General features: G+C 43.1%; 20 protein-coding genes and 1 pseudogene. 13 read left to right on the plus strand and 8 right to left on the minus strand.

The annotated features are described in order from the left end of the window. Both EGC86_RS19705 and gmtY read right to left on the minus strand, forming a co-directional pair. Positions 1–746 (minus strand): integrase repeat-containing protein (locus EGC86_RS19705; RefSeq protein ID WP_281047868.1); only part of this gene is annotated, 746 nt, incomplete at its 3' end. After that, a complete protein-coding gene (gmtY, locus tag EGC86_RS19710; RefSeq protein WP_123778765.1) occupies positions 743–2,047 on the minus strand; it encodes a gamma-mobile-trio recombinase GmtY in 1,305 nt (434 codons plus the stop codon). The genes EGC86_RS19705 and gmtY, both read right to left, overlap by 4 nt. 139 nt (positions 2,048–2,186) lie before the next feature. Between gmtY and EGC86_RS19715 the strand changes: the two are divergent. Both EGC86_RS19715 and EGC86_RS19720 read left to right on the plus strand, forming a co-directional pair. Further along, a pseudogene (locus tag EGC86_RS19715) lies at positions 2,187–2,531 on the plus strand (GreA/GreB family elongation factor); the annotation flags it as partial. A gap of 192 nt (positions 2,532–2,723) precedes the next feature. Beyond that, entirely contained in the window at positions 2,724–3,356 is a 633-nt protein-coding gene (locus tag EGC86_RS19720; RefSeq protein WP_049763502.1) for a DUF4937 domain-containing protein, read from the plus strand. A 731-nt stretch (positions 3,357–4,087) separates the two neighbouring features. Here EGC86_RS19720 and EGC86_RS19725 read toward each other — a convergent pair. From EGC86_RS19725 to acnA, 4 genes are all read right to left on the minus strand, one after another. Next, on the minus strand, positions 4,088–4,321 hold the full coding sequence (locus EGC86_RS19725) for a hypothetical protein (RefSeq protein WP_123778767.1): 234 nt from the start codon (positions 4,319–4,321) through the stop codon (positions 4,088–4,090). Then, positions 4,318–4,695, minus strand: coding sequence for a Tse2 family ADP-ribosyltransferase toxin (locus EGC86_RS19730; protein WP_123778768.1), 378 nt, complete (start codon positions 4,693–4,695; stop codon positions 4,318–4,320). Before EGC86_RS19730 ends, EGC86_RS19725 begins: the two co-directional genes overlap by 4 nt. A gap of 769 nt (positions 4,696–5,464) precedes the next feature. Continuing rightward, positions 5,465–6,139, minus strand: a complete 675-nt coding sequence (locus EGC86_RS19735; protein ID WP_245423188.1) for a DUF2238 domain-containing protein — start codon at positions 6,137–6,139, stop codon at positions 5,465–5,467. Between the two features lie 580 nt (positions 6,140–6,719). Next, positions 6,720–9,446: an aconitate hydratase AcnA gene (acnA, locus tag EGC86_RS19740; protein ID WP_123778769.1), complete on the minus strand. Its 2,727-nt coding sequence runs from the start codon at positions 9,444–9,446 to the stop codon at positions 6,720–6,722. Positions 9,447–9,538: 92 nt separating this feature from the next. Between acnA and EGC86_RS19745 the strand changes: the two genes are divergently transcribed. After that, positions 9,539–10,915, plus strand: coding sequence for a class II fumarate hydratase (locus tag EGC86_RS19745; RefSeq protein WP_123778770.1), 1,377 nt, complete (start codon positions 9,539–9,541; stop codon positions 10,913–10,915). Between the two features lie 162 nt (positions 10,916–11,077). Here EGC86_RS19745 and EGC86_RS19750 read toward each other — a convergent pair whose 3' ends face one another. Together EGC86_RS19750 and EGC86_RS19755 are read right to left on the minus strand one after the other, a co-directional pair. Continuing rightward, positions 11,078–12,583: an EAL domain-containing protein gene (locus EGC86_RS19750; protein WP_165872468.1), complete on the minus strand. Its 1,506-nt coding sequence runs from the start codon at positions 12,581–12,583 to the stop codon at positions 11,078–11,080. A 188-nt stretch (positions 12,584–12,771) separates the two neighbouring features. Beyond that, the gene (locus tag EGC86_RS19755) at positions 12,772–13,587 is read right to left on the minus strand and encodes a RecX family transcriptional regulator (protein ID WP_123778772.1); all 816 of its coding nucleotides are present in this window, start codon (positions 13,585–13,587) and stop codon (positions 12,772–12,774) included. 495 nt (positions 13,588–14,082) lie between these two features. Between EGC86_RS19755 and EGC86_RS19765 the strand changes: the two genes are divergently transcribed. The 10 genes from EGC86_RS19765 (at position 14,083) to EGC86_RS19810 (ending at position 24,883) form a co-directional block, all read left to right on the plus strand. Beyond that, positions 14,083–14,478 carry a hypothetical protein gene (locus tag EGC86_RS19765; protein ID WP_123778774.1) on the plus strand — a complete coding sequence of 132 codons (396 nt, stop codon included), beginning with the start codon at positions 14,083–14,085 and terminating at the stop codon, positions 14,476–14,478. Positions 14,479–14,655: 177 nt separating this feature from the next. Continuing rightward, positions 14,656–15,714: a ubiquinol oxidase subunit II gene (gene cyoA, locus EGC86_RS19770; RefSeq protein ID WP_123778775.1), complete on the plus strand. Its 1,059-nt coding sequence runs from the start codon at positions 14,656–14,658 to the stop codon at positions 15,712–15,714. 2 nt (positions 15,715–15,716) lie between these two features. Further along, complete coding sequence (gene cyoB, locus EGC86_RS19775) at positions 15,717–17,699, plus strand: cytochrome o ubiquinol oxidase subunit I (RefSeq protein ID WP_123778776.1); 1,983 nt, start codon at positions 15,717–15,719, stop codon at positions 17,697–17,699. Then, positions 17,699–18,322, plus strand: coding sequence for a cytochrome o ubiquinol oxidase subunit III (gene cyoC, locus EGC86_RS19780; protein WP_123778777.1), 624 nt, complete (start codon positions 17,699–17,701; stop codon positions 18,320–18,322). Before cyoB ends, cyoC begins: the two co-directional genes overlap by 1 nt. Further along, positions 18,322–18,651, plus strand: a complete 330-nt coding sequence (cyoD, locus tag EGC86_RS19785; RefSeq protein WP_123778778.1) for a cytochrome o ubiquinol oxidase subunit IV — start codon at positions 18,322–18,324, stop codon at positions 18,649–18,651. Before cyoC ends, cyoD begins: the two co-directional genes overlap by 1 nt. Positions 18,652–18,691: 40 nt before the next feature. Further along, positions 18,692–19,624 (plus strand): heme o synthase, encoded by a 933-nt coding sequence (gene cyoE, locus EGC86_RS19790; RefSeq protein WP_123778779.1) that lies wholly within the window; start codon positions 18,692–18,694, stop codon positions 19,622–19,624. A gap of 212 nt (positions 19,625–19,836) precedes the next feature. Beyond that, positions 19,837–20,634, plus strand: a complete 798-nt coding sequence (locus EGC86_RS19795; protein ID WP_123778780.1) for a hypothetical protein — start codon at positions 19,837–19,839, stop codon at positions 20,632–20,634. Positions 20,635–20,751: 117 nt separating this feature from the next. Further along, complete coding sequence (ompR, locus tag EGC86_RS19800; protein ID WP_011635708.1) at positions 20,752–21,477, plus strand: osmolarity response regulator transcription factor OmpR; 726 nt, start codon at positions 20,752–20,754, stop codon at positions 21,475–21,477. Between the two features lie 9 nt (positions 21,478–21,486). Then, a complete protein-coding gene (gene envZ, locus EGC86_RS19805) occupies positions 21,487–22,821 on the plus strand; it encodes a two-component system sensor histidine kinase EnvZ (protein WP_123778808.1) in 1,335 nt (444 codons plus the stop codon). A gap of 115 nt (positions 22,822–22,936) precedes the next feature. Then, complete coding sequence (locus EGC86_RS19810) at positions 22,937–24,883, plus strand: methyl-accepting chemotaxis protein (RefSeq protein ID WP_123778781.1); 1,947 nt, start codon at positions 22,937–22,939, stop codon at positions 24,881–24,883. Positions 24,884–24,913 lie beyond the last annotated feature (30 nt).

Here is a 24,913-nt window from a genome sequence, read left to right on the forward strand (position 1 = left end):
GCTAATGCTTGTGTGGCTTGCTGGGCTTCGGTGAGGGTGGAATAGAAGTTTTTTATCTCATTACCTAGAAAAGTTGGCCAGTTTTGCCATTCGTCAGCATAGACTTCATCCGGGTTACTCGGTAAGCGTGGGTCTTCACGGTAGCGCTGTTTATATTGGATCCTTGTTGATATGGCTAATGCTTGTGTGGCTTGCTGGGCTTCGGTGAGGGTGGAATAAAACTTATTACTTGTGTTCAGAAATGTTGGCCAGTTTTGCCATTCGTCAGCATAGACCTCACTCGGGTTACTCGGTAAGCGTGGGTCTTCACGGTAGCGCTGTTGGTATTGGCTACTTGATGATATGGCTAATGCTTGTGTGGCTTGCTGGGCTTCGGTGAGGGTGGAATAAAACTTATTACTTGTGTTCAGAAATGTTGGCCAGTTTTGCCATTCGTTAGCATAGACGTCATTCGGGAGACTCGGTAAGCGTGAGTCCTCACGGTAGCGCTGTTGGTATTGGCTCATTGTTGATATGGCTAATGCTTGTGTGGCTTGCTGGGCCTCGGTGAGGGTGGAATAAAACTTATTACTTGTGTTCAGAAATGTTGGCCAGTTTTGCCATTCGTCAGCATAGACTTCATTCGGGTGACTCGGTAAGCGTGGGTCTTCACGGTAGCGCTGTTGGTATTGACTCCTTGTTGGTATGGCTAATGCTTGTGTGGCTTGCTGGGCTTCGGTGAGGATAGGGTAAAATTTTTTCTTCATAATCCTAGCTCTCTTGCTTTTTCTCTGATGTCTTTATTTTCAGGCCTCAAATAAACTAAACAACTGAAAGGGCTTTTATGGTGCATGGCTTTTTGTATCTCTAATTGATTGAAACCTGCTTGGTTTAATCTATAGCCATAAGAATGCCTGTGGGAATGTGGGCTAGTGCCGAGGTGTTTACCTGTATCAAGCCCGATTCGTGCTACTGCTCGGATGTGCTTTTGAATAAAGTTCTTTTTTGATTCAGGTTTGCCTACCGAGTTGCTAAAAAGATATGGATGATCCCCATCAACTCTTACAGCTAGGTATTGCTGCAATAACCAAGTGAACTCAGCTGCTTTATCGGATGGAAATAACATCACATCAAATGAGAGATTTTGATTAGTGAGTAAGGGCTGTTTCCACCCAGAATAAAGCCTGTGAGATCGCTTGTACTCATTGCGTGGTTTTTGACGAAAGCGACTGTTTAAATACTCCCTGCGAGTTGAGAACCCTTGCTCAGGACTCGCTCCGTCACTAGGGTGAAAAATAGAAACCATCGCGACCCCTCTTTTGGTGTCGATGGCAATGTCACTTGTATAAATATGAAAACATTCAGATAACCTTAATCCGCCATAGTGCATAAGCATTACAATTAGCAGACTTCCGAAATCCATTTCACCGGTTCGATTGTTGGGAAAACCATACTGTAAGAATCGTTCGAAATGTTCTTTGGGGAAGCGGTGAACTGATTCAATCGAAATAAGATGATTCATGGGGCCTTGAATGTTACGCACCATTGAGAACTGATGTTTTGATGGGCGACTAAGATGGTTTAAGAAGCAATTTGACTGACGTTTATAGTAAGCGCACCAGCGCATTCTCTCTTCTGCCTTAGTCGCTTTTCTTAATGGATTTAGCTTAGGAAGTTCATGACCATAAAGTTGGTCTAGATAGTCACAATAGAAATTGATGTGACCAAGTAGGACATTGACATCTTCCACCTTTCGCGGGGACCAATACAAATTTGAGGGGTCATTGTGTGAATCATCTATTGAGCCAAAACAGAGAACATCAACAAACGAACGCAACAGTTCAGTTGCTGATGTGAATGTGCTGATATGAGCATTCATAAACTTAAGCAGTTGCTCAACTGCGAACACATTTCGCTCATGCCAAGATTGAGACTTTTGGCGTTTAGTGTAGAGAAACCTTAAATGTGAGACCAAGACTCCTTTTTCTGTAAAAAGAGCAGGCAAATTGGCTGTAGGTGCAGCTTGATTGGCTTTATAGGTTACATATCGTTTTAGAACATAGGGCATAACTTACTTCCTAGAGTCTAATACTATAAGTTATATAGTTAGTGTAACTAACATATACTCATTAGAGTAAAAAAAATTGATCTAGGACATAAACTAACTTACTTTCAAGTATTTAGTATGCTTACTGGTGTGGTACTAATATACTTTTAATAAACGTTTATTAAGGCAAATTGATCGCCGAGTTCGCTATTTACGCAAGTTATTGCCAGAACTCAAAATCGTTTATTACGCACCGGAGCAAGAAGGCAAAGTGTTTTTTGGCGCAACGGTTGAAATTGAAAACGACGCCGGTGACATTAAAACCTTTAAAATTGTCGGCCCAGAAGAAATTTACGACGAACGTAAAGACTACATCTCCATCGACTCGCCCATGGCCCGCGCGTTACTCAAAAAACAAGTCGACGATGAAGCGGTAGTGAGCACACCTCAAGGCGATAAAACCTGGTACATCAATAAGATTAGTTACAAACTAGAACAGAAATAACTTATCCAAGGAAAACGGAATCAAAGGCGTTAGTTGCTATGGTTTTGTTCCGTCAAAAAGAAGTATTGAACAGTTAAACTTTGCTGCTAGCACTGGGCGTGGTGACTCCAACACCACAAAGATATTGTTCCCTGATAGATTCAGCTTTGAAGAGCCATATTGACTCATGAACCATCAATATTAGGAGCCATTTTGACTATAGCAAAATTGATTATGTGCGAGGTTGATGACGGTAAACAAGAGGCTTTTTCACAAAGTCAGAGTGCCTGGAGTCAACTGTCGACGTGTAACGGTTTTGTTGGACAAGCAGGTGGATGGGAAGCATCGTCAAGCACAGCCATTATTTTAGGTTTTTGGGAATCTCAGTTTCACGTGAGTGAATTCATGAGAACTATCCACGATGATATTTATTTAAGTAATAAACAACAATCCACTTATCGTCATTGTTCAGTTAATTACTTCGAACTAGTTTCAACCATATCTGACTTACAGATTAATTTTTCAGGTGCTGGAGTATTAAGAATCGCTTACTGCTCAAGAGTACTGGACATTGATAGGTTTAATCGAGATCAACAACTTATCTGGAACCCTCAACTGTCAACGCAACTCGGATGTTTAGGCGGTCACGTTTGGCGCCATGTTAAACACCATGACTGTTACTTAGTGGTAACGCATTGGGAATCACCAGAAGCTCATGAAATATACGCAAACAATGTATTGCCAAAATTACGAGAGATAGCCCGCCCATCGGAGTACATCGAACAACTATTAGGTAAGGTTGTTGTTCTCGATACAAAGTGGAACGTCACACCCAATAACGGTTGATCACCTCAGGTGACATTCCACCTAACCAGTTTAAACCAGCATGATCATATTGTAGTTTCTTCCTTAAAAAACATTATCAATTCTTGCAGTTTTGCTAACGCGCTAGTGGACATAAACGTTTTAGAAAAACCATTGTTTCAATTGACTTTTTATAAAAAATTATCCTGACCCACTAAATTTACTTGTGAGCCGTAATCCAGCTCTGCTCTTTGGTTTTTTGGCTATGGCCACTAACGTCGTGGCGCTTCACCCACACCAGACCAAGAGGAAACCAGCGGCTGTTCCCTCTTAGAACTCCCAGCCGCCCCGCAACATTTTCGCGATTTACAAAGCAACAGCTGCGAAAAGGTCGCCATGTTGATTGATCCAACTTTTAATTTCGCTTGTAGTCTGCTTCGGCCTTATTCGAAAATGCTAACGCTTCCGATGGTACATCCTGTACCGCGAAAGCTAGCCTGACGTCCTGTCAGGCTCACGCATTCTTTTATAAAGAGTCTTCAACGGCCACAAGTTCAGAGTTGAATTTATCCATTTTCAAGCAAGGTATTTGACGCATTTATGGACAAAAGTGCGTTAGATTCCTAACTCTAGTTCGTGAGTTTCGGATTAAAATTTCTATGGGTAACGTCCAAAGCACGCGCCAAATACCGGAGCTTTGTTTTTGTGAGAGCATTTTTCGGCACGAAAACGAAGTGAAGAGTATTTGGTCGCAGTGACTTTGTTTGTTAACTTTATAGTAGCTCTCGAGAAAAATTTATTACATTTTCACCAAACTGAGTAATTGCTTGCTTCTTGAGAGGGTTTAGCAGCAGCCGAACCTCAATGAGGTCATTTCCAACATCAGCAACCTCATCTTCATCTGCAGAGGTTTCGCAGATGGCAGTCATCTTGGCTTCCATTTCTGTCAGAGCCTCAAGAATAATTTTGGCTTCAGAAGCGGTTAAATCGAGTTGAATACTACTCATGCAAATTTGCCTTCTTTTTTGAACACCCGAGTGGCAATCAATGCCATTTCTTCAAGTAATCCTTTGTATTTATCAACAGGCATATTACACGCCGGTGAAATACAATAGTGATGGGGTTTATCCTGAACCATCTTTAAACCAACCGGAGGCCTAGTGTTAGGAGCGAATCGCCACACCCAGCCTGTCATTGGCGATTCGTTGATCCCAACCTTATCAAAGACGCTAATGCCTTTACCGTTTGCGATAATAACCTTAATACCGTTAATTTCGATTATATCTACGTCTCTAGCGCGTACATTGGCAAGCTTTGGACTTGTGGAATTACCTAGTCGGAAGAGCTCTTCAGGGAGGATGTAAAATTCCATTGGAAACATGATGATGTCCTTTTCATGATTAAGAGTTAACGTTTTAGTATTTATGAGTTGCGCTGTTTGCGACGCATAAATCGCTTGTTGGACTTGGCCGAAGCCACATCCAAGTTAACGGGTAACTTTTTTCTTAACGTAAGATGCTATAGGAATTCGCTTTTTAACGGTAGTGGTATTTTGTACAATTTTTTGGCTAATTGCCTGTTCTGATTACACCTTTTAAGGTGGGTTTTGTTAGCTTTCATCTTTTTCGATTGTACTTTTACCTGATGTACCTTGCTAACTCACTTTACTGCACAAGCGAGTTAGTTTTCTTGATTTTAAAATGTTCAAATTCAACTCTGAACTTGAGGCCGTTGAAGAAAATGACGTGAGCCCAGACATGGATGTCTGGCTAGCTTTGGAGGGGAAGGGACGCCCCATCTGAAGCGTTAGCATTTTCGAATAAGGCCGAAGAACACTCAGACGAAGTTAAAAGCTGGATCAGACCACGTCGCAAAATTATCGCTTTTCAGATAACTTTGATGTGGCGGCTGGGAGATCCAAGAGGGAACAGCCGTTGGTTTCCTCTTGGTCTGGTGTGGGTGAAGCGCCACGACGTTAGTGGCCGCAGGCCATAAGCAAAAACAAAACAAACACCTGGATCCCGGCTCATAAGCATTACCGGGAAGACGAATAATGAAGTTGAAGTGAACCAGAGTAACATTTATCCAACTCTGGAGTCAGCGAAGCGCCACGACATTAGTGGCAGTAGGCCATAACAAGTCTGCTTTGCTTAACATCCTTTATTGTTTACCGTTACGCTCAATGCCCATTGCTCTCGAAAGTTTTTCTGAATACGTGAATGGATAAAAAGGGTTATCGCCATCGCTATAAAACCGCCAAGACTTGCCAGGGCCATATCTTTATGTGCATCCCAAACATCTCCCTGTGTGCCTAAATACGCCATTCCTAGCTCGCCACCAAATGTCTCGGCGGCGCCCCACTCAATCAATTCATATAGCATCGATGTTGCCATAATAAGATTTAAAGGCGTTAAATAGCTCCAAAAGCCTTTCAAACCAGCAATTCGACAATACAAATCCCTAACCGGGTATGCCAATAAAAGACCGTATGCCAAATGAATCAATCTATCAAAATTATTCCTGGTCCAGCCCATATATTCATTAAGGCTAAAGTTAAAATACGACGTTAAAAATGCATCATAGGGAACATTGGAATAAGTATAATATGAACCTATTTCATGCAAGCTCATAAAGGCAAATATCAAACTATAAGAGAGTCGCGATAATGGGCATTTCTTATACGTAAAAAAAATGAAGATGGCAGATAAGACAACTAATACATTCTCAAGCGCCCAATCGGCTCGGTCATGAGGCGATATAGAAATAACTAGGAATTCAATGCCAAAGATAACTGAAAGGATTAGAAAGTATCGTTTATGTTCCATAATATTTTTAGCCATTCTGAATTAACGGTAATCTTACTAGGGAGTCAAAAGTCTGCTGTAGATCCCTCACCCATACCCTTTGGGACTCAACGCCGTGCAATCTCTCACTAACGCGAGGGCTACTGAAAAATAATAAACTCATTCTTTTAAATGCTGCATATAAAATAACGGATTTTGCTTATATTGATGGATTGATCAACCCATAAATAGGCTAATAATGAAGATAATACGTTTTATCTTCAACAATAACCCCATGAACAACATACCACCTATTTATCTAACTAGCCCTGCTATATATATCATGTTTCGATTAACGCAAAAAACACTAACGCATTTTGTGCTTCCAAGAGCGATTTACGCTTAAACAGGACTGAAAGTATTATGTTTTCCAGCATATTGGTTGATTCGGGATGCAAATAGATACAATGATCAAACAGTAAAAAAATAGACCCAGGTTGTTAAACATGGGTCTATTTACAGGGTATTTACACGTTATCTAAAGCAGTTAATTACTTCGCTAGCGCCTCGCTGACTCAGCTAAACGATCTATCTAAATTATCTACCTAATTACCTAGCTAAATTACCTAGCTAAATTGCGCAATACATAATGCAAGATGCCGCCATGTTGGTAATAACTAAACTCATTAGGGGTATCAATGCGGATTTTAGCTTCAAACGAATGTTGCTTACCCGCTTTGTCGGTCACTGATACATTAACGGTTTTCTGTTCGGCGCTTACCGCTGGAATGCTAAATTGCTCTTCACCTGTGAGGTTTAGCGATTGTGCGCTGTCATCAGGCATAAACTGCAGTGGCAAGATACCCATTCCAACCAAATTAGAACGGTGAATTCGCTCATAACTTTGCGCTATAACCGCTTTTACCCCCAACAGTGCAGGCCCTTTTGCCGCCCAGTCCCGCGAGCTGCCAGTGCCATATTCTTTACCTGCCAACACAATACAAGGCGTACCTTGTTGTTGATACTGCATAGCGGCATCAAATACAGTCATCGGCTCACCGTTAGGCATTAAACGTGTCCAACAGCCTTCGGTCCCCGGTGCCAGCAGATTTTTTAGCCTTACATTGGCAAAGGTGCCGCGCATCATTACTTCATGGTTGCCACGGCGTGAACCGTAAGAGTTAAAGTCTTTAATGGCGACTCCAGCTTGCTGTAAATAATCTCCGGCAGGGCTGTCTGGTGCAATAGATCCCGCAGGTGAAATATGGTCGGTAGTGACCGAATCACCTAACTTAAGTAAACAACGGGCATTGTCGATAGCCATAATTTTCGGTACTTCAGCACTGATCCCATCAAAGAATGGCGGCTGTTTAACATAGGTGGAATCTGGCCAGTTATATTTTTGGCTCTGCACCACTTCAAGCCCTTGCCAGTCTGCGTCGCCGCTGTATACATCGGCATAGCGGGAAACAAACATCTCGCTTTGTACCGCGCTGGCCATGACCTGTTGGATTTCCTGATTATCTGGCCAGATATCTTTTAAATAAACCGCATTACCATCAACATCTTCGCCAAGTGCTTCTGTGACCATATCGGCTTTCATATTACCGGCCAATGCATACGCCACCACCAGCGGCGGCGATGCTAAGTAATTGGCTTGTACTTCTGGATGGATGCGGCCATCAAAGTTACGGTTGCCCGATAACACCGAACACACCTTCAATCTGCCCTGTTGTATCGCTTCACTAACGGGCTGAGGCAATGGACCAGAATTACCAATACAGGTGGTACAACCGTAGCCAACCAACTGAAAACCTAGCGCATCTAAATCGACATTAAGACCCGATTTTATTAAATAATCCGTCACTACCTGTGAGCCAGGTGCAAAGCTGGTTTTCACCCAAGGTTTAACCTGTAAGCCTTTTTTACGCGCATTTCGGGCCAATAATCCGGCTGCGATTAACACCGATGGATTAGAGGTATTAGTACAACTGGTTATCGCCGCTATCACCACCGCGCCGGCTTCCAGCACAAAGTCTTTATCTCGATAACGACAAGCAACACCAGTACTACCATCGGCGACGGGTACTTGCACCGATGGACCACCCTCGCTTGCCAACTCGTCTTTACCTTCGGCGTCGATGTGGCTCACAGGGATTTGACTATCCAACCATTGGCGGAAACTGACTCCAGCTTGCTCAAGTGCAATTCTGTCTTGTGGTCTTTTGGGGCCAGCGATAGAAGGCACAATACTGCCTAAATCCAGTTGTAAGCTGGCGTGATAACAGGCTTTGTTGTCGGATGCGCTGGCCCACATGCCCATCTGTTTAAGATACGCTTTGATCAACGCGATACGCTCTGGATCACGACCGGTAAGCTTGAGGTAATCTAACGTTTGTTGGTCAATCGGGAAAATGCCACAAGTCGCACCGTATTCTGGCGCCATATTGGCAATGGTTGCCCTATCGGCCAAGGTTAATTGATCAACACCGGCACCAAAAAATTCTACAAACTTACCTACCACGCCAAATGAGCGCAGCTGTTCGGTTACCGTTAACACTAGATCAGTCGCGGTAACTCCTGGGGGCAATTTACCGACAAACTCAAATCCGACAATTTCGGGTAACAACATGGTCACGGGTTGGCCTAACATCGCGGCCTCAGCCTCAATGCCGCCCACGCCCCAACCCAATACCCCCAAACCGTTGATCATGGTGGTGTGAGAATCTGTTCCCACTAAGGTGTCGGGATACAATAGGTTATCGTCATCCTCTTTGACAAAGACCACTCTCGCCAAATATTCCAGATTGATTTGATGCACGATACCGCGACCTGGCGGTACCACTTTAAAGTTGTCGAAGGCTTGCTGACCCCAACGCAAAAACTGATATCGTTCGCGGTTTCGTTGAATCTCAATGGCAGTATTTTTTTGCAGCGCTCCTGTTTCGGCAAATACATCGACCATCACGGAGTGGTCAATCACCAGCTCCACCGGGTTCAGTGGATTAATCGCGTCGGCATTGCCGCCCAATGTCACGATAGCATCACGCATTGCGGCTAAATCGACAACTGAAGGTACGCCGGTAAAATCTTGTAGAATGACTCGAGAAGGAACAAAGGCAATTTCGGTTTCTGACCAGTTATCCAGATCCCAGCGGGCCAAGGTTTCAATATCCTTCGGCTGGACAAATTCCGAATTTTCATAACGCAGTAGATTTTCTAATAATATTTTTGCCGCAAAGGGTAAGCGGGTTAAATCGTAGTGTTCAGCTAATCGATCAAAGCTGTAATACCGGAAAGTTTTTCCATTACTTTCAAGCTGTTTCAATAATTGCATAGAATGGTTCATTACTGATCTCCCTATAAACGTTTATTGGCACTTCCTGCTAAGCTTAGTGAACACACTAACATATCCAAATCAAAAATCGAGTCGAAAACCTTATGAGTAAGATGCGTATAGAATATGACAGTATGGGAAAAGTACAGGTGCCAGATGATGTTTATTATCAGGCGCAAACTCAACGCGCACGAGATAACTTTCAGTTTTCTGAGCGGCGCTTTCCGACGCCAGCGATACTCGCCCTACTCGACATAAAATCAGCTGCTGCACAAGCTAATAGCCAACTCGGTTTATTAGATAGCGCCATGGCCAAAGCAATTCAACAAGCGATTATCGCCGCTAAGAAGCTTGATTTTTCGCAGCATTTTCCGATTAATTTGTTCCAAACAGGCTCTGGTACCAGTTCTAATATGAATGTTAATGAAGTCATTGCCAGCCTCGCCAGCGATATTTTGCAGGCAAAGGTTCACCCCAATGATCATGTCAATATGGGGCAAAGCAGTAACGATGTGGTGCCTGCCTCTATTCATATTAGTACGGTTAGGCAATTAAAGGGCTTATTGTATCCGGCCATTAAGGGCTTGAATGACAGATTAGCGTTTTTGGCCGATGAGTATTCAAATACAGTCAAAACTGGTCGCACCCATTTAATGGACGCCATGCCGATTACGCTTGGCCAAGAACTGCAATGTTGGCAACAACAGCTAAACAGTGCTCAAGCTCGAATTCAGCAAGTTGAGCTGAGCCTGCATCAATTGCCATTGGGCGGCACAGCGGTTGGCACTGGCGTTAATTGTGACCCCAATTTTGCCAAACTTGCATGTGATGATTTACAACAGCAAGATAAAATCCCTTGGCAGGCGGCGGTAATGCCTGCGTTGTATATGAGTAGCCAAGATCACACCTTAGCCATGGCTTCTGCGCTCAAAGGGTTAGCGGTTACGTTATTGAAAATCGCCAATGATTTACGTTGGATGAACTCTGGCCCTGTAGCAGGGTTACAAGAAATTAGCTTAACGGCGCTGCAACCGGGCTCATCGATAATGCCCGGTAAGGTTAACCCCGTTATCCCAGAAGCCGTAGCCATGATTGCCGCTGAAGTCATCGGCAATGAAACAACCATTACCATCGCGGCGCAATCGGGTAATTTTCAGTTGAATGTGATGTTGCCACTGATTGCCGACAAGTTACTGTCTAGCATTAATTTATTAACAAATGCCTGCCAGGCCATGACCGACAAAGTGTTTGCCGAGTTTCAACCCAATGTCGAGCATTTGACCCAGGCATTGGAGAAAAATCCGATTCTGGCTACCGCACTTAATTCAGTAGTGGGTTACGATATGGCCGCAAAAATTGCTAAACGAGCAGATAAAGAACATAAATCAGTATTAGCCATTGCACTCGAAGAAACCGATTTAGACGAAGAGAAACTCAAAGCGATACTCGACCCGTTGCATCTCGCCAAGCCTCATCAATAACGCCACCAAAAGCCAGCGCTAGGAGTGCAAAAGACTGACGCCAAACAGAGTTGGCGAGAGCAAAACCTATTTATGTGAATAGGTAAAATCTCGCTAACTTGCCTTGCTGAACTCATCTCCTACCCAAGGTTGGGCCAGTAGAATAAAACCAAACCTTAAACATCAAATCTTAAAGTGTTTAATTATTGGACAAAGATCATCGGCACTCATTGGCTTACCGTATAGCCATCCTTGTCCGTTTAATATGCCTAAATCTTTGAGTGCTTGATGCTGCATGATGTTTTCAACACCTTCAGCAACAACGTCGATATGAAGTTCATTAGCCATTTGGACAATATAAGGTATCAATGATGAACGGATGGAGCCTCCTTCCATGGCATTAATAAAGCTTCTATCGATTTTCAAAATATGACATGACAATTTTGACACTTGGTTTAAATTTGAATATCCAGTCCCAAAATCATCGATTGCAATCAAAAAACCATGTTGTTCTAGGATCTCTAAGTTGTTTGCAAACTCTTTGCCGGTCAACTGTTCATCTTCTACAATCTCAAGTACAACCTTAATGGGATGATCATTCACATACGGCAGATCAATTATCTTTAACACTTTTCCGCTAGAGACATCAGAAGGAAAAATATTAATATTGACTTTAAAACCGTTCAAATCAATACCGCTTTCACTTAAGCGCTGCAGTGATTTTTCAACAAGTTGCTCAGTAAACTCCCATGACAGGCCCAGCTCCCTTACTTTGGGAATAAATTCATCTGGAAATATTTTACCTTCGTTATCTTCAAATCGCGCCAGCACTTCACAGCCGACGATCTTGCCGGTTTGAATATTGACTATCGGTTGAAATAAGGGGAAAAACTTGTTTGATTTAACACCTCGTTTAACCCGAGAACTTATCGACATAAAGCCATTGATTTTAAATGATATAAAATAATATAAAAATAATGTCAGAAAAAATGATGACGCAATAATAATAGCAATCAACAGGCGGTTTTTTTCATAAAACTCGCCAGCGCTAAGGCTCAGTGCGACGCAGTAAGATGATTCAGGATCACATTGTTGAAATTGATAGGCATGGGTTACATTCACCCTACCAACAATACCTTTGACATATAGATTATTGCTGCCTGACACATGTTGATAATGATTTGCTCTATTGAATACAATTTCCCAATCGAATCCCATAGAACTGAATTTATTGATCTCCGCAGGCTCAATCACTACATTGAAACCGTTATGCTTGATGACGACCGCTGTATGTAACCTATCAAAAAGTTCTAACTTTTTATTTACCCACACTTTTGCACCGTTATTATTAATGTAGTCGGGCTCAGATTCCATACTCTTTGTAACAATTATCCCTAAACCTGCGGTACACAGCAATTTACCATTTTCATCTGAATAGCCTATATCTTTGATAAAGATAGACAGGAAATTCTCACGACGCATATGCAGTAACATTTCACTACTACACACTTGATCATCAAGCCCATCTAATCGCTCAAGAGTGTGTTGAATGTCTTTGCTAATAGTACTCATTAAGGCTAAATGGGTTGTTGCAGCTTGATCTTGCTCAACGACAATCTGTTTTTCTATCCATAAGAATAAAAATAGAAAAAACAAAGAGCCCAGAGACAAACTAACGATAAATGACACTAATTTATGTTTAAACGACATAATTTACCGCCCCAAATAGTAGTAATACATGAATAGTAGCCAACCACATTAACGCGATATAACGGCTATGATGACGTAAGTATAATATTTATTATAAATGATAATAATCGATAAAATTTATTAACAACTTATTATTAAAATGTTTAGCACTTATCTAGAAGCTATTTTTATGATGCATCATTATCTAGACTCATTGCCTCTTTTATTTCATCACTGCCAAATCCTTTACGGGATAAATAGGCGTACGCTTTCGACCTTTCTTTATAGTCCGCTAAGTTATAGCGTTTTTTAGCCAGTTCATTTTTGCAGCTTTGATAAAAATCGACATGTTCTGTTAGCGTTAGTTGGTACAAGGTTTCTTCAAAGTCGCTTACATCAATCAGTCGCTGCTTTAATTCCTGCAAGATAAGAGTTTTACCTTTGCCTTTATTAAACAGCTTGATTATTTCAGTGGTTAAATCGGCTTTGTCGGCTTTGAGGGCTAATTTACTGCGCAGGGTTTCACGTTGTGGATGTTGTGCTAATGCGTGATCAATTTCAGCTCGAGAGAAACCTTTTGTGGTCATCTGGGAATAGACTTTTTCTATGTTGGTGCCATAGAAATTTTCAAACCGACTCAACAATCGCGATGTGGCTAACTCAAAAAGGTCCACTGTTTGCTCGTGCATCACTTGTTCTATCGCGGTATCAATCTCTGTAGCACTCACGCCGCGCAGCTGTAACTTACGCCTTATGGCACCGATACCGATTTCGTTACTAAAAGCTAACTCGCAGTAACGTACCGCAAAGTCAAAATCGCTTTTTAAATATCCGCCCTCAATGAGTCTGGCGAGTACAGTATCAATCCATTGTTGATTGTCGGTTTTACGCTCAAGCTTGGTGCGAATTTCGTTAATGGTAAAGTCTTGCTGGCCAAGGTGCCAATAAGCACTATTAAAAACGTTATCGATGGTTTTGGCTTGACGTAGTGGTGGACGCTGCATAAAAAATAATCTTAAATTCAAAAATAACCAAAAACAGTGTAGCAGTTCATCACGTTATTGAGTACGCACCTGACGTATCTGTGAGCTTTGCCAAGTTGAATAGCAGCAGAACCCACACCACCAGAAACGCCCGAGATCACCACTCGGCCTTGGGCGATAACGTAAGCGCATATGACGTTCCATTTGCACGAGTATCTGATAGTGTTTAAAGGCCAGAGGGCAATAAACCCGATCACGGTTTCTCATTTGAAATAAGTGCTATTAGTCACAAATTTGTGCGTTTTGCGCCACCACATCATGATCAAAGGGTTAAATGTGTAAAATATTCGTTTAAATATTGTTCTAATTAAGATTTATTTAATAATTTCACGGTTTCCCTACCGTGATTCACTTCCAATGACCAGCCCCTTATTGTTATTCTCCTGCCAATGAAAATTGCCAGCTGGATCTGTTGATTCAACTACCCACTCCTTTGAGCTCGTTTGGAATCGTTTCTTGAAATTCACTCTTTGCCAATACCTTGCTAAGCCGCTTAATAGCATCGCAAGGCTTTCCAAATTGAGTAAAGCACATTTAACGTTGTGTTTCGGGTTACTGTTGCTGCAACCTGTAGCGGATTCATTATCGATGTCGATGGGACATGTCGTCGATATGAGTGAATTTATTGCCGTTGTTGACACTTTATTAGCTGAAGTTATGGGCGCTAGCTTACTGGGCCTGTTGATATTAAATCCATTGGTGATCGAGCAATTCTGGCGTTTATTCAATCTCAATTCTACTTTTTGTAATCTCCTTGCTCTTAGCTACGCGTTAAGTGCTTTATCTGCTGTTACCCCTAAATCCCCTGAATACACGGCACACGGTTGTCGCGCTCCTCCTCTACAAGCTTAAGTTTTTAATTTAAATACATTATTCGCAAAACCGATATCGCCTTAAGCGCTACGCCAAAATCACTGATAGTTGATTAGGATGAGTCCTTTGGTGTGGTTATTTGCGTTCGATGATTATTCTGCAACTGCCGATCCTATTGGCAGCGTAGTAAGCTTTTAAGGTGAGAGGAATCTTCCTTTGTTAATTCGAAATTTAAGTAAACCAATGCTGGCGGCATTAGCATTTATGCTTGCCGGTTGTGAAGGCGGCGTACTGGATCCCAAAGGTCAAATCGGCATAGATGAGAAAAACCTCATTATTGTGGCGACGCTACTGATGCTGATTGTGGTTATTCCGGTAATTTTTATGACGCTGTACTTTGCATGGAAATACCGTGATGGCCGCGATGAAGAAATTTATGCGCCTAAATGGGCACACTCAACTGCAATTGAAATTGTGGTGTGGGTTGTTCCCATTATTATCGTGATCATTTTGGGTGTTATCACTTGGAATTCGACTCATGATTTAGACCCCTATAAACCGCTTGAACATGATGCTAAACCAGTAACGGTTGAAGTAGTGTCGCTGGACTGGAAGTGGTTATTTATCTATCCAGAATATGGCATTGCGTCGGTTAACGAATTGGCCTTCCCTGCGAACGTGCCGGTTAACTTCAAAATTACCTCAGACACGGCGATGAATTCCTTTTTCATTCCGCAGTTAGGCAGCCAAATATACTCAATGGCAGGCATGGCAACCAAGCTACACCTTATTGCTAATGAGCCGGGTACCTTTGAAGGTATTTCAGCTAACTACAGTGGTGCTGGTTTTGCGGGCATGAAGTTTAACGCCATTGCCACACCTACAGCAGGCGATTTTGATGCCTGGATTGCTAAGGTAAAACAACAAGGTAACACCTTGGATGTTGAGCAATATAAGCAGCTAGCTGAAAAAAGTGAAAACAACCCTGTGCAATATTACGGGTCAGTGCAAAAAGGCATGTTTAATTACATTGTTATGCAGTACATGCATCCAGACTCGAACATGAAATCAATGGGTAGCATGGACAGTATGGAAAATATGGAAGGCATGCACGACATGGGCAACATGAAATCAATGTCTGGTATGGAAGGTATGGACCACACTCAACATATGCAGCATATGACATACATGGACGCTGAACAACATTCTGGACTTTCATCCTCTACACACTCAACCACAGAGCATTCTTCGACTGCTTCTGGGGAGGCGGAGTAATCATGTCATTTCTTGGAAAATTAACACTCGAGTCTATTCCGTATCACGAACCCATTATTATGGTGACCCTAGCGGCTGTCGCCATTATTGGTGTCATCATTGCGGCCTTAATTACTAAACATCAAAAATGGGGCGTGCTGTGGCACGACTGGTTAACCTCTGTTGACCACAAAAAACTCGGTATTATGTATATCGTATTAGCGATGGTAATGCTGGTCCGTGGTTTTTCTGACGCGATTATGATGCGAACTCAGCAAGCACTTGCCACTAACGGCGCTGCGGGCTATTTACCACCAGAACATTACGACCAAATCTTCACAGCCCACGGCGTGATCATGATTATCTTTATGGCAATGCCATTTATGATTGGTTTAATGAACTTGGTCGTGCCACTACAGATTGGTGCCCGCGATGTGGCGTTCCCATTCTTAAACAACTTAAGTTTTTGGCTAACGACCTCTGGCGCGGTGTTAATTAACATATCGCTAGGACTCGGTGAGTTTGCTAAAACCGGTTGGGTAGCTTATCCGCCATTGTCTGAGCTGGCCTACAGCCCGGGGGTGGGGGTTGATTATTATATCTGGGCCTTGCAAATATCCGGTATCGGGACAACCTTAACCGGGGTGAACTTTATCGCCACTGTGTTAAAAATGCGTGCGCCTGGCATGAAGTTAATGCAAATGCCTATTTTCACTTGGGCTTGTACTTGGGCTAACGTGTTAATCGTTGCATCGTTCCCCATTTTAACCGCTGTTTTAGGCATGTTGACCTTAGACCGTTATTTAGATTTCCACTTCTTTACCAATGACGGTGGCGGTAACGCCATGATGTACATCAACCTGTTTTGGGCTTGGGGTCATCCTGAAGTATACATTTTGGTATTACCGGCTTTCGGTATTTTCTCTGAAGTGTTTTCAACCTTTACCTCAAAGCGTTTATTTGGTTACACCTCAATGGTGTGGGCAACCGGTGCGATTTCGGTGCTTGGTTTTATTGTGTGGTTACACCATTTCTTTACCATGGGTTCAAGCGCTAACGTTAACGCCTTCTTCGGCGTAATGACCATGGTGATTGCGGTGCCGACCGGGGTAAAACTGTTTAACTGGCTATTTACTATTTATCGCGGCCGTTTACGTTTTACCGTGCCAGTATTGTGGTCTTTAGGCTTTATGGTGACCTTCACCATCGGCGGCATGACCGGGGTATTGTTAGCATTACCTGGTGCCGATTACGTACTGCATAACAGCTTGTTTTTAATCGCTCATTTCCATAACACCATTATTGGTGGTGCAGTATTTGGTTACATGGCTGGTTTTGCTTACTGGTTCCCTAAAGCGATGGGTTTCACACTCAATGAACGCTTAGGTAAGGCATCATTTTGGTGCTGGCAGATTGGGTTCTATGTGGCCTTTATGCCGTTGTACGTGCTTGGCTTTATGGGCATGACACGTCGTATTAACCACACCGACAACCCAGCGTGGAACTTCTGGCTTTACTTTGCCGTAGTCGGCGCATTTATCATTCTTGTGGGTATTATTTTACAGTTTGTCCAATTGTATGTGAGCTTCCGTGACCGTGAGCAAAACCTGGATACCACAGGCGATCCATGGAATGGCCACACGCTTGAATGGTCAACATCTTCACCCCCACAGTTTTATAACTTTGCTCAGTTAGATCCTGTAACTGACATTGATGCGTTCACCGACATGAAAGAAAAAGGCACTGCCTATCAACGTCGTGAAACATACCAGCCGATCCACATGCCTAAAAATACTGCCAGCGGTATTGCTATGGCCGCGTGTATTACGGCCATGGGCTTTGCTGCTATTTGGCATATTTGGTGGTTAGCCATTGTCGGTTTTGCCGGTACGTTTGTGTTGTTTTTACTGCGCGCTTACGACAATGACGTTGACTATTACGTGCAGCCAGATGAAGTCGCACGTATTGAAAATGCACACTTAGATAACGTAGCAAGGGGCCGATAATGAGTATTGCTATTCAAGCAGATTTACACGTGGCTCACGCTGCAGATCACCATGATGATCATCATGACACTAGCGGTAACACCTTGTTCGGTTTTTGGATTTATCTAATGACCGACTGTATTTTGTTCGCCTCTGTGTTTGCGACTTATGCGGTGTTGTTTATGAACACCGACGGTGGTGTGTCGGGTAAAGATATTTTCGAATTAGATTTCGTGCTTATCGAAACCGCCGCCTTGTTGGTCAGTAGTATTACTTATGGCTTTGCCATGATTTGCGCAAGACACCAAAAGAAAGCTGCAACTTTAGGCTGGTTATTAATCACCTTTGCGTTGGGTTGTGTGTTTATCGCGATGGAAGTGTACGAATTTCATCACTTAATTGAACATGGCAATGGCCCAGATCGCAGCGCCTTTTTATCCGCATTTTTTGCCTTAGTTGGCATGCATGGGTTGCATGTTACCGCGGGCTTAATTTGGATGCTGATAATGATGGTTGAAGTGCTTAAAACAGGCTTAACGAATCGCAGCATCACTCGTTTGAGTTGCTTAAGTTTGTTCTGGCATTTCTTAGACATCGTGTGGGTGTGTGTGTTTACCGTAGTTTATTTGTTAGGAGTCTTGTGATGAGCAATGCATATGCAAGCCACGGCGAAGGCGATTTTTCTGCCAGCGTTAAATCATATTTAGTCGGCTTTGTGTTATCGGTTGTCTTAACCGGTATTCCATTTTGGTCGGTGATGACGCACCAGTTTGACCACATGACAACACTATGGGTTGTGGTGATAACGGCGTTAGTGCAAATCGTGGTGCACTTGAAATACTTCCTCCATTTAGATTTTTCTAAAGAAGGCAGGATCAATACATTCTCGTTCTTATTCACGGCCTTGATTATTGTCATGGTGGTGGGTTTGTCTGTGTGGATTATCTACGCAGCCAATGAATTGATGATGTAACGAGATCAATGTAACCACAGTATGTCACTCAACAGCCATCATGAATAATCAAGGTCAATTTATGTCAGCACAATTAACCTCACGCTTACGAGGATATGTTCAGGTCACCAAACCTGGCATCATCATGGGCAATTTAATTTCTGTCGCGGGCGGCTTTTTACTCGCGGCTCAAGGCAATGTTGATATGACCTTGATGTTTGCCACCATGATAGGTTTATCTTTGGTGGTAGCGTCGGGTTGCGCAATCAATAACTGCATTGATCGCGACATCGACGCCAAGATGAAGCGTACTCGAAATCGAGTTACCGTTACCGGTGAAATATCAGTACAAGCGGTATTGAGCTTTGGTATTGGTTTGGGTGTTGTAGGCTTTACCATGCTGGCTATATTCACTAATAGCTTAGCGGTATTATTTGCCGCCATTGGCTATGTAGTTTATGTCGGTGTGTACAGCCTATACATGAAACGCAACTCGGTTTACGGCACCTTAGTAGGCAGTTTTTCGGGTGCTGTGCCACCGGTTGTGGGTTATTGCGCGGTTACCGGGCAAATGGACATGGGCGCGGTAATTTTGCTGCTGATGTTTAGCCTATGGCAAATGCCCCACTCTTATGCGATTGCGATTTTTCGGTTTGACGATTATGCCGCGGCCAATATTCCTGTATTGCCCGTAGCCCAAGGCATGACCAAAGCTAAACTACATATCGTATTGTACATAGCGATATTTGCTGTCGTTAGTGCGCTGTTGCCACTGGCCGGTTACACAGGTATTGCTTTTATGGCGGTCACCTTTGCCACCAGCTTATGGTGGTTAGCCATGGCGTTAAAAGGCTATCGTCGCGACATCAATTTGCAGTCTTGGGCTAGACAGGTATTTGGATTTTCAATTATCACTATCACAGCATTAAGCGTGACCATGGCATTGGATTTTCAAGTAGTAGCCCAAACACCGTTACTCACATTGGTGCCATAGGCGATTAAGCTCAATAAAAGGCTACGTCCAATAAAAAGACTAAGCCCAATAAATAGCTAAGTTTAATAAAGGCTTCAAGCCCGCGGCATTATGCTGCGGGCTTTTTTATTTGATAAATCCGCATTAAAGACTAATGTTTAAGACTGATTAAAATTACCGCATGCAGTTCTATTATTCGTTTTTAACCGCATCATCAAACATAAAGGGATCTTATGTTTACCGTATTTAAGGGAATTAAGCCCCATATTCAGTCACAAAACCCTGTTATCCTCATATCGCTAGTGCTGGCTTGCAGTGTATTGCAGGCAAATCCACTGCATGCCGCTACGCAACCGAGTACCAATAACAACATCTTCGGTGGTTGGGTAATCAACTCCCCTGAACGTATTACCTTATTGCAGTTAAATCGTAATCGCAGCTACTTACACCTAGAACTTAACTTAACCACGCCACAAGATAGCGTGGCAGAATGGGGCCGTTTGGATTTGCAATCAACAGACGCGCACTTTATCCCTAGCTACAGTAATAATGCCCAACAAGGATTAGTCGCATATCAATTCGAGCATCCGCAATTAAACATGATGCTGACATCACAGTCGTTACAACTCGCATTAGCCATCGATACTAATGCCGACAGCATTGCTGATGAACAACATCACTATAACCTCACGACTAACCAATCGGTCTATGGTGTATGGCATCAATTGTCTACCCCAGCGCTGAGTAGCTTAGTACTGCTCGACAATGGCTATTACGCCATGGTGAACATTAACCTACACCAAGACCCACAAGCCAATGAGCACGTCACTCACTTACAATGGGGACGGTTTGAATTACACCAAAATCAGCTAACCTTTGAGCCCGTTTTTAATAGCCATCCCCAACACACAACTAACTTACCCAGTACTATTCCCAGCATGGTTTATCAGCCTAGCAAACAGCAATTGACGTTATCATTTAACGTAAATAAAGGTAATTTGACTGACCATTTGTTGCTATTTAAGCGATAAACAAACATTTACAGCTATTTAGTTACAATTTCTGCCACAATCAGCTATTCAAATTCAAGCGATTACACTTCATACTGAGTCATTGCTAGTATCAATTTAGTGTTAAAAGGATATGTCATGGGCCAAGAAACCTCTAAGATTCTCGTTGTCGATGATGACATGAGATTACGTTCATTATTAGAACGTTACTTAATTGAGCAAGGCTTCCAAGTTCGTAGCGCTGCCAATGCAGAACAAATGGATAGATTACTTGAACGTGAAAATTTCCATTTATTAGTACTCGATCTGATGCTACCAGGCGAAGATGGTTTGTCTATTTGCCGCCGTTTGCGCCAGCAAGAAAATCCAATCCCTATCGTGATGCTGACCGCCAAAGGCGATGAAGTTGATCGTATCATTGGCCTAGAGCTTGGCGCTGATGACTATTTACCTAAACCGTTTAATCCACGTGAGTTATTAGCACGTATTAAAGCGGTAATGCGTCGCCAAATTGCTGAAGTACCTGGTGCGCCTGCGCAACAAGAAGAAATGATTGAGTTTGGTGAGTTTTCGCTAAATTTAGCCACTCGTGAAATGTTCCATGGCGATGAAAGCATTGCACTTACCAGTGGTGAGTTTGCTGTGCTTAAAGTGCTGGTAAACCATCCTCGTGAGCCATTATCGCGCGACAAATTGATGAACCTTGCCCGTGGCCGTGACTATTCAGCCCTTGAGCGTTCAATCGATGTTCAGGTATCGCGCTTGCGTCGTTTAATTGAAAAAGACGCCGCTAACCCTCGTTATATCCAAACAGTTTGGGGTTTAGGTTATGTGTTTGTGCCCGACGGCACCACGCGTAAGTAATCCATGAAACTGAAGTTAAAATGGTGGCAACGCTTCTTACCTAGAAGCGCTTTTAGTCAAACCGTATTGCTGATCGGCAGCTTACTGCTGATCAATCAATTAGTGTCATATTGGTCTGTCGCCGTTTACTTTATCAAGCCCAGTTATGAGCAAATAAACCAATTAATTGCCCGCCAAATCAATATATTATTTGTTGATGGGGTCGATGTTGGCCGTGAACATCTCACCATGGTGGATGCCTTAAACGCCAAAGTGCGTGACGATGGCATGACCGTTTATAACCAAAAACAAGCACAAGAAGCCGGACTCGGCCAAGCCACTTATTACAGTTTCTTGTCAGAACAAATGTCAGTTTACCTTGGCGGTGAAGCCGAAGTGCGTTTTTCGCAAGGTGAAAAGCTCGATGTGTGGATAAAACCGCCGCAAGCCCCCACATTGTGGATAAAAGTCCCTTTGACGGGCATTAACGAGTCAGACTTATCACCATTAACCTTGTATTTGCTGGTTATTGGCGGGCTCAGTGTCGCCGGTGGCTGGTTATTTGCCCGTAGGCAAAACAGGCCTTTAAAACGCTTACAAAAAGCCGCGGTGGCCGTTTCTCAAGGCGACTTTCCGCCAACACTGCCGTTAAGTGGCTCGACTGAAATTGTTGAAGTAACCCATGCGTTTAACCAAATGGCTCATAGCATGAAACAGCTTGAGCAAGACCGTGCTTTATTAATGGCGGGGATTTCACACGATTTACGCACACCATTGACCCGCATTCGATTAGCATCTGAAATGATGGTAGAAGACGACCAATATTTAAAAGAAGGTATTGTCACCGACATTGAAGACATGGATGCGATTATTAACCAATTTATTGCTTATATTCGTAACGACCGTGAAGGTGTACGCGAGCCCGACCAAATCAATCGTTTGATCCAAGAAATTAGCCAACAAGAATCACACCGTGAAGAAACCATCGAGCTGTCGCTAGCAGACTGCCCCGATGTTCCCATGAACAGCGTCGCCATTAAACGTGTACTGAGCAACTTGGTCGAAAATGCGTTCCGCTATGGCAATGGCTGGATAAAAATCAGTTCTTATCATCAAGGTAACGCGGTGTGTTTTAGTGTTGAAGATAACGGCCCTGGTATTAATGAAGCCGAAGTTGAGCATCTATTTCAACCCTTTACCCAAGGTGATACCGCACGCGGTAGTATTGGTTCTGGCTTAGGGCTAGCTATTATTAAACGTATTATTGACCGCCATCATGGCAAGGTGAAGTTGTCTAACCGCCCTCAAGGCGGCTTAAAAGCACAAGTGTGGCTGCCGTTAATCGATAAAAATCTCTACAACTAACAACGGACACATTTCACCACACGTTATTAACTCATAGATAAAGTGCAATCACGAAAAACTGTAACATTAGTGCCATAAAATGCACATATTGGCATTTATGTGAAGTCACTTACCTATGAAGATATCGACCCTATCCCTTAGTGCATCCGCCTTATTATTACTGCTTGCGGCATTACTCGCCGCTACCGTGTTATGGAGTAATCAACAACGGCAAACCAGTGAAAAATTAAACCTAGACTTACAACATATTCAACATACCTTTCAGTATGATGTTCGCCGGAACATTGATAGTTACTTACAAACAGGCCAAAGCAATTATCTCGAACAAGCCCGCAGCGATATTACCCGTATAACCGACAATATTACCCAGCTAAGTTCCGCTCACCCACAGCTTGATAGTGCTTCATTAACCAGCTTAATGACTCAATTAATTAGCGACTTAGACACTAAATACCGTGCCGCAGGAAAACTGGCCGGTAACCCACGCCAACTACTGGCTTTTGCTGAATCAGAAATGATCGATTACAGCCGCAGCCTACATCGTTATGCCCAATCAGCACCGAATGACTCAAATACTGTGGAGCAATATCTTGCGCTTAGTCTTGAGTTACCTAACCTAGTTTATCAACTATCACAGCAGACTCAGGCCTTACTGATTGATCAAGATGCAGGAGCAAATAATAGCCTTAACTTTTCGATAAACTCTCTCAACACATGGCATGATGATTTGGAGAAGCTATCTTTGCTGGGTATTTATCGCACCGAAGAAGTGGATGAATTCGCCTTAGGCGATGACGAACCGGAACGTATTGAAACCGGTGAAGCCCCTCGCGCAGAATTGCTGAGTTTGACTCAACGCTATAGCAAAGAAGTGAGTAATACCAAGCAAATGCTCAGCGACAATCAACTAGTACAAACTGCGCTAATTAACGCCACCAGCCAAGTAGAACAGCAATTAGTGAGACTGGCCAATACACAAGCCGTAACCGATGAACAACTTAAAATCCGTTTGCAGTGGTTGCTATACACCATGGTGATATTGATAGCATTGTTTTCTATTGGTTATTTAGTGTTACAACAACGACGAGTCGTTAGCCCGCTTAAACGTTTAAACCGTGCTTTTTCAATGTTAAGCGAATCGAATCAACGAGAACCATTACCCGTGACCAGCCAATGCGAAACAGGCCAAATTGCGGCACACTTTAATCGCCTATTACAGCGATTTGAACAAGATGACGAACAACAAAAAAGTAATATGGCACAGGTGTCTAACTCATTGAGTGAATTAGTCGCTAAAATTGGTTCCTTATCAACTAGCACGCAACAAACGCAAGATGTGGTACAACAAACTCAATCACAAACCGCTGATTTAATTACTCTTGCCAATGAAGTAAACCGGTCGTCTAGCTTGGTAACTGCCAGTGCAGAGCAAACCATGCATGATATGCAAGCAAGCCAACAAGAAGCCCAGGCGGTGTTAGATGCGACCGATCACACTGTCACCAAGGTCAATCAATGTAACCACTCACTAACCCAACTCAGTACATCGGTTAATGACGCAGCTAAAATTGTGGATGTTATTGGTAATATTGCCGACCAAACCAACTTATTGGCATTAAATGCCGCCATTGAAGCCGCTCGTGCAGGTGAACAAGGTCGTGGTTTTGCTGTGGTAGCCGATGAAGTACGCAGTTTATCGCAACGGACTCAACAATCATTAAAAGACATAATGGCTATTTTCGAGCAACTAACCCGCTCGAACACAGCACTTAGCCACAGCGTTAACGACATCAGCGAAGCATCTGCACAGCAAAAAGGTCGAGCCCAGAGTTTGTTAGATGTTGCGTTGCAAGTACAGCAGCAAGCTCAAGAGATGGCGAGCAGTGCGAGCCAAGGGAGTGAACATGCTAAGCAACAGGTGGGGCATCTTGATGAGTTTGTCATCGCGATGGATAGCCTAATGCTGCATGCTAAAGATGCGTTTGAACAAAGTGAAACGATTGCGCTTGAGGTCAGTAACAGTGTCGATAACATTGAACAACACTTAGGCATCCGCGGATAATCAATACTAACAAGCTTTACTGATAACTGT

Origin of the sequence: Shewanella frigidimarina, from assembly GCF_003797125.1 — a bacterium.
In the GTDB taxonomy this organism is placed as follows: domain Bacteria; phylum Pseudomonadota; class Gammaproteobacteria; order Enterobacterales; family Shewanellaceae; genus Shewanella; species Shewanella frigidimarina.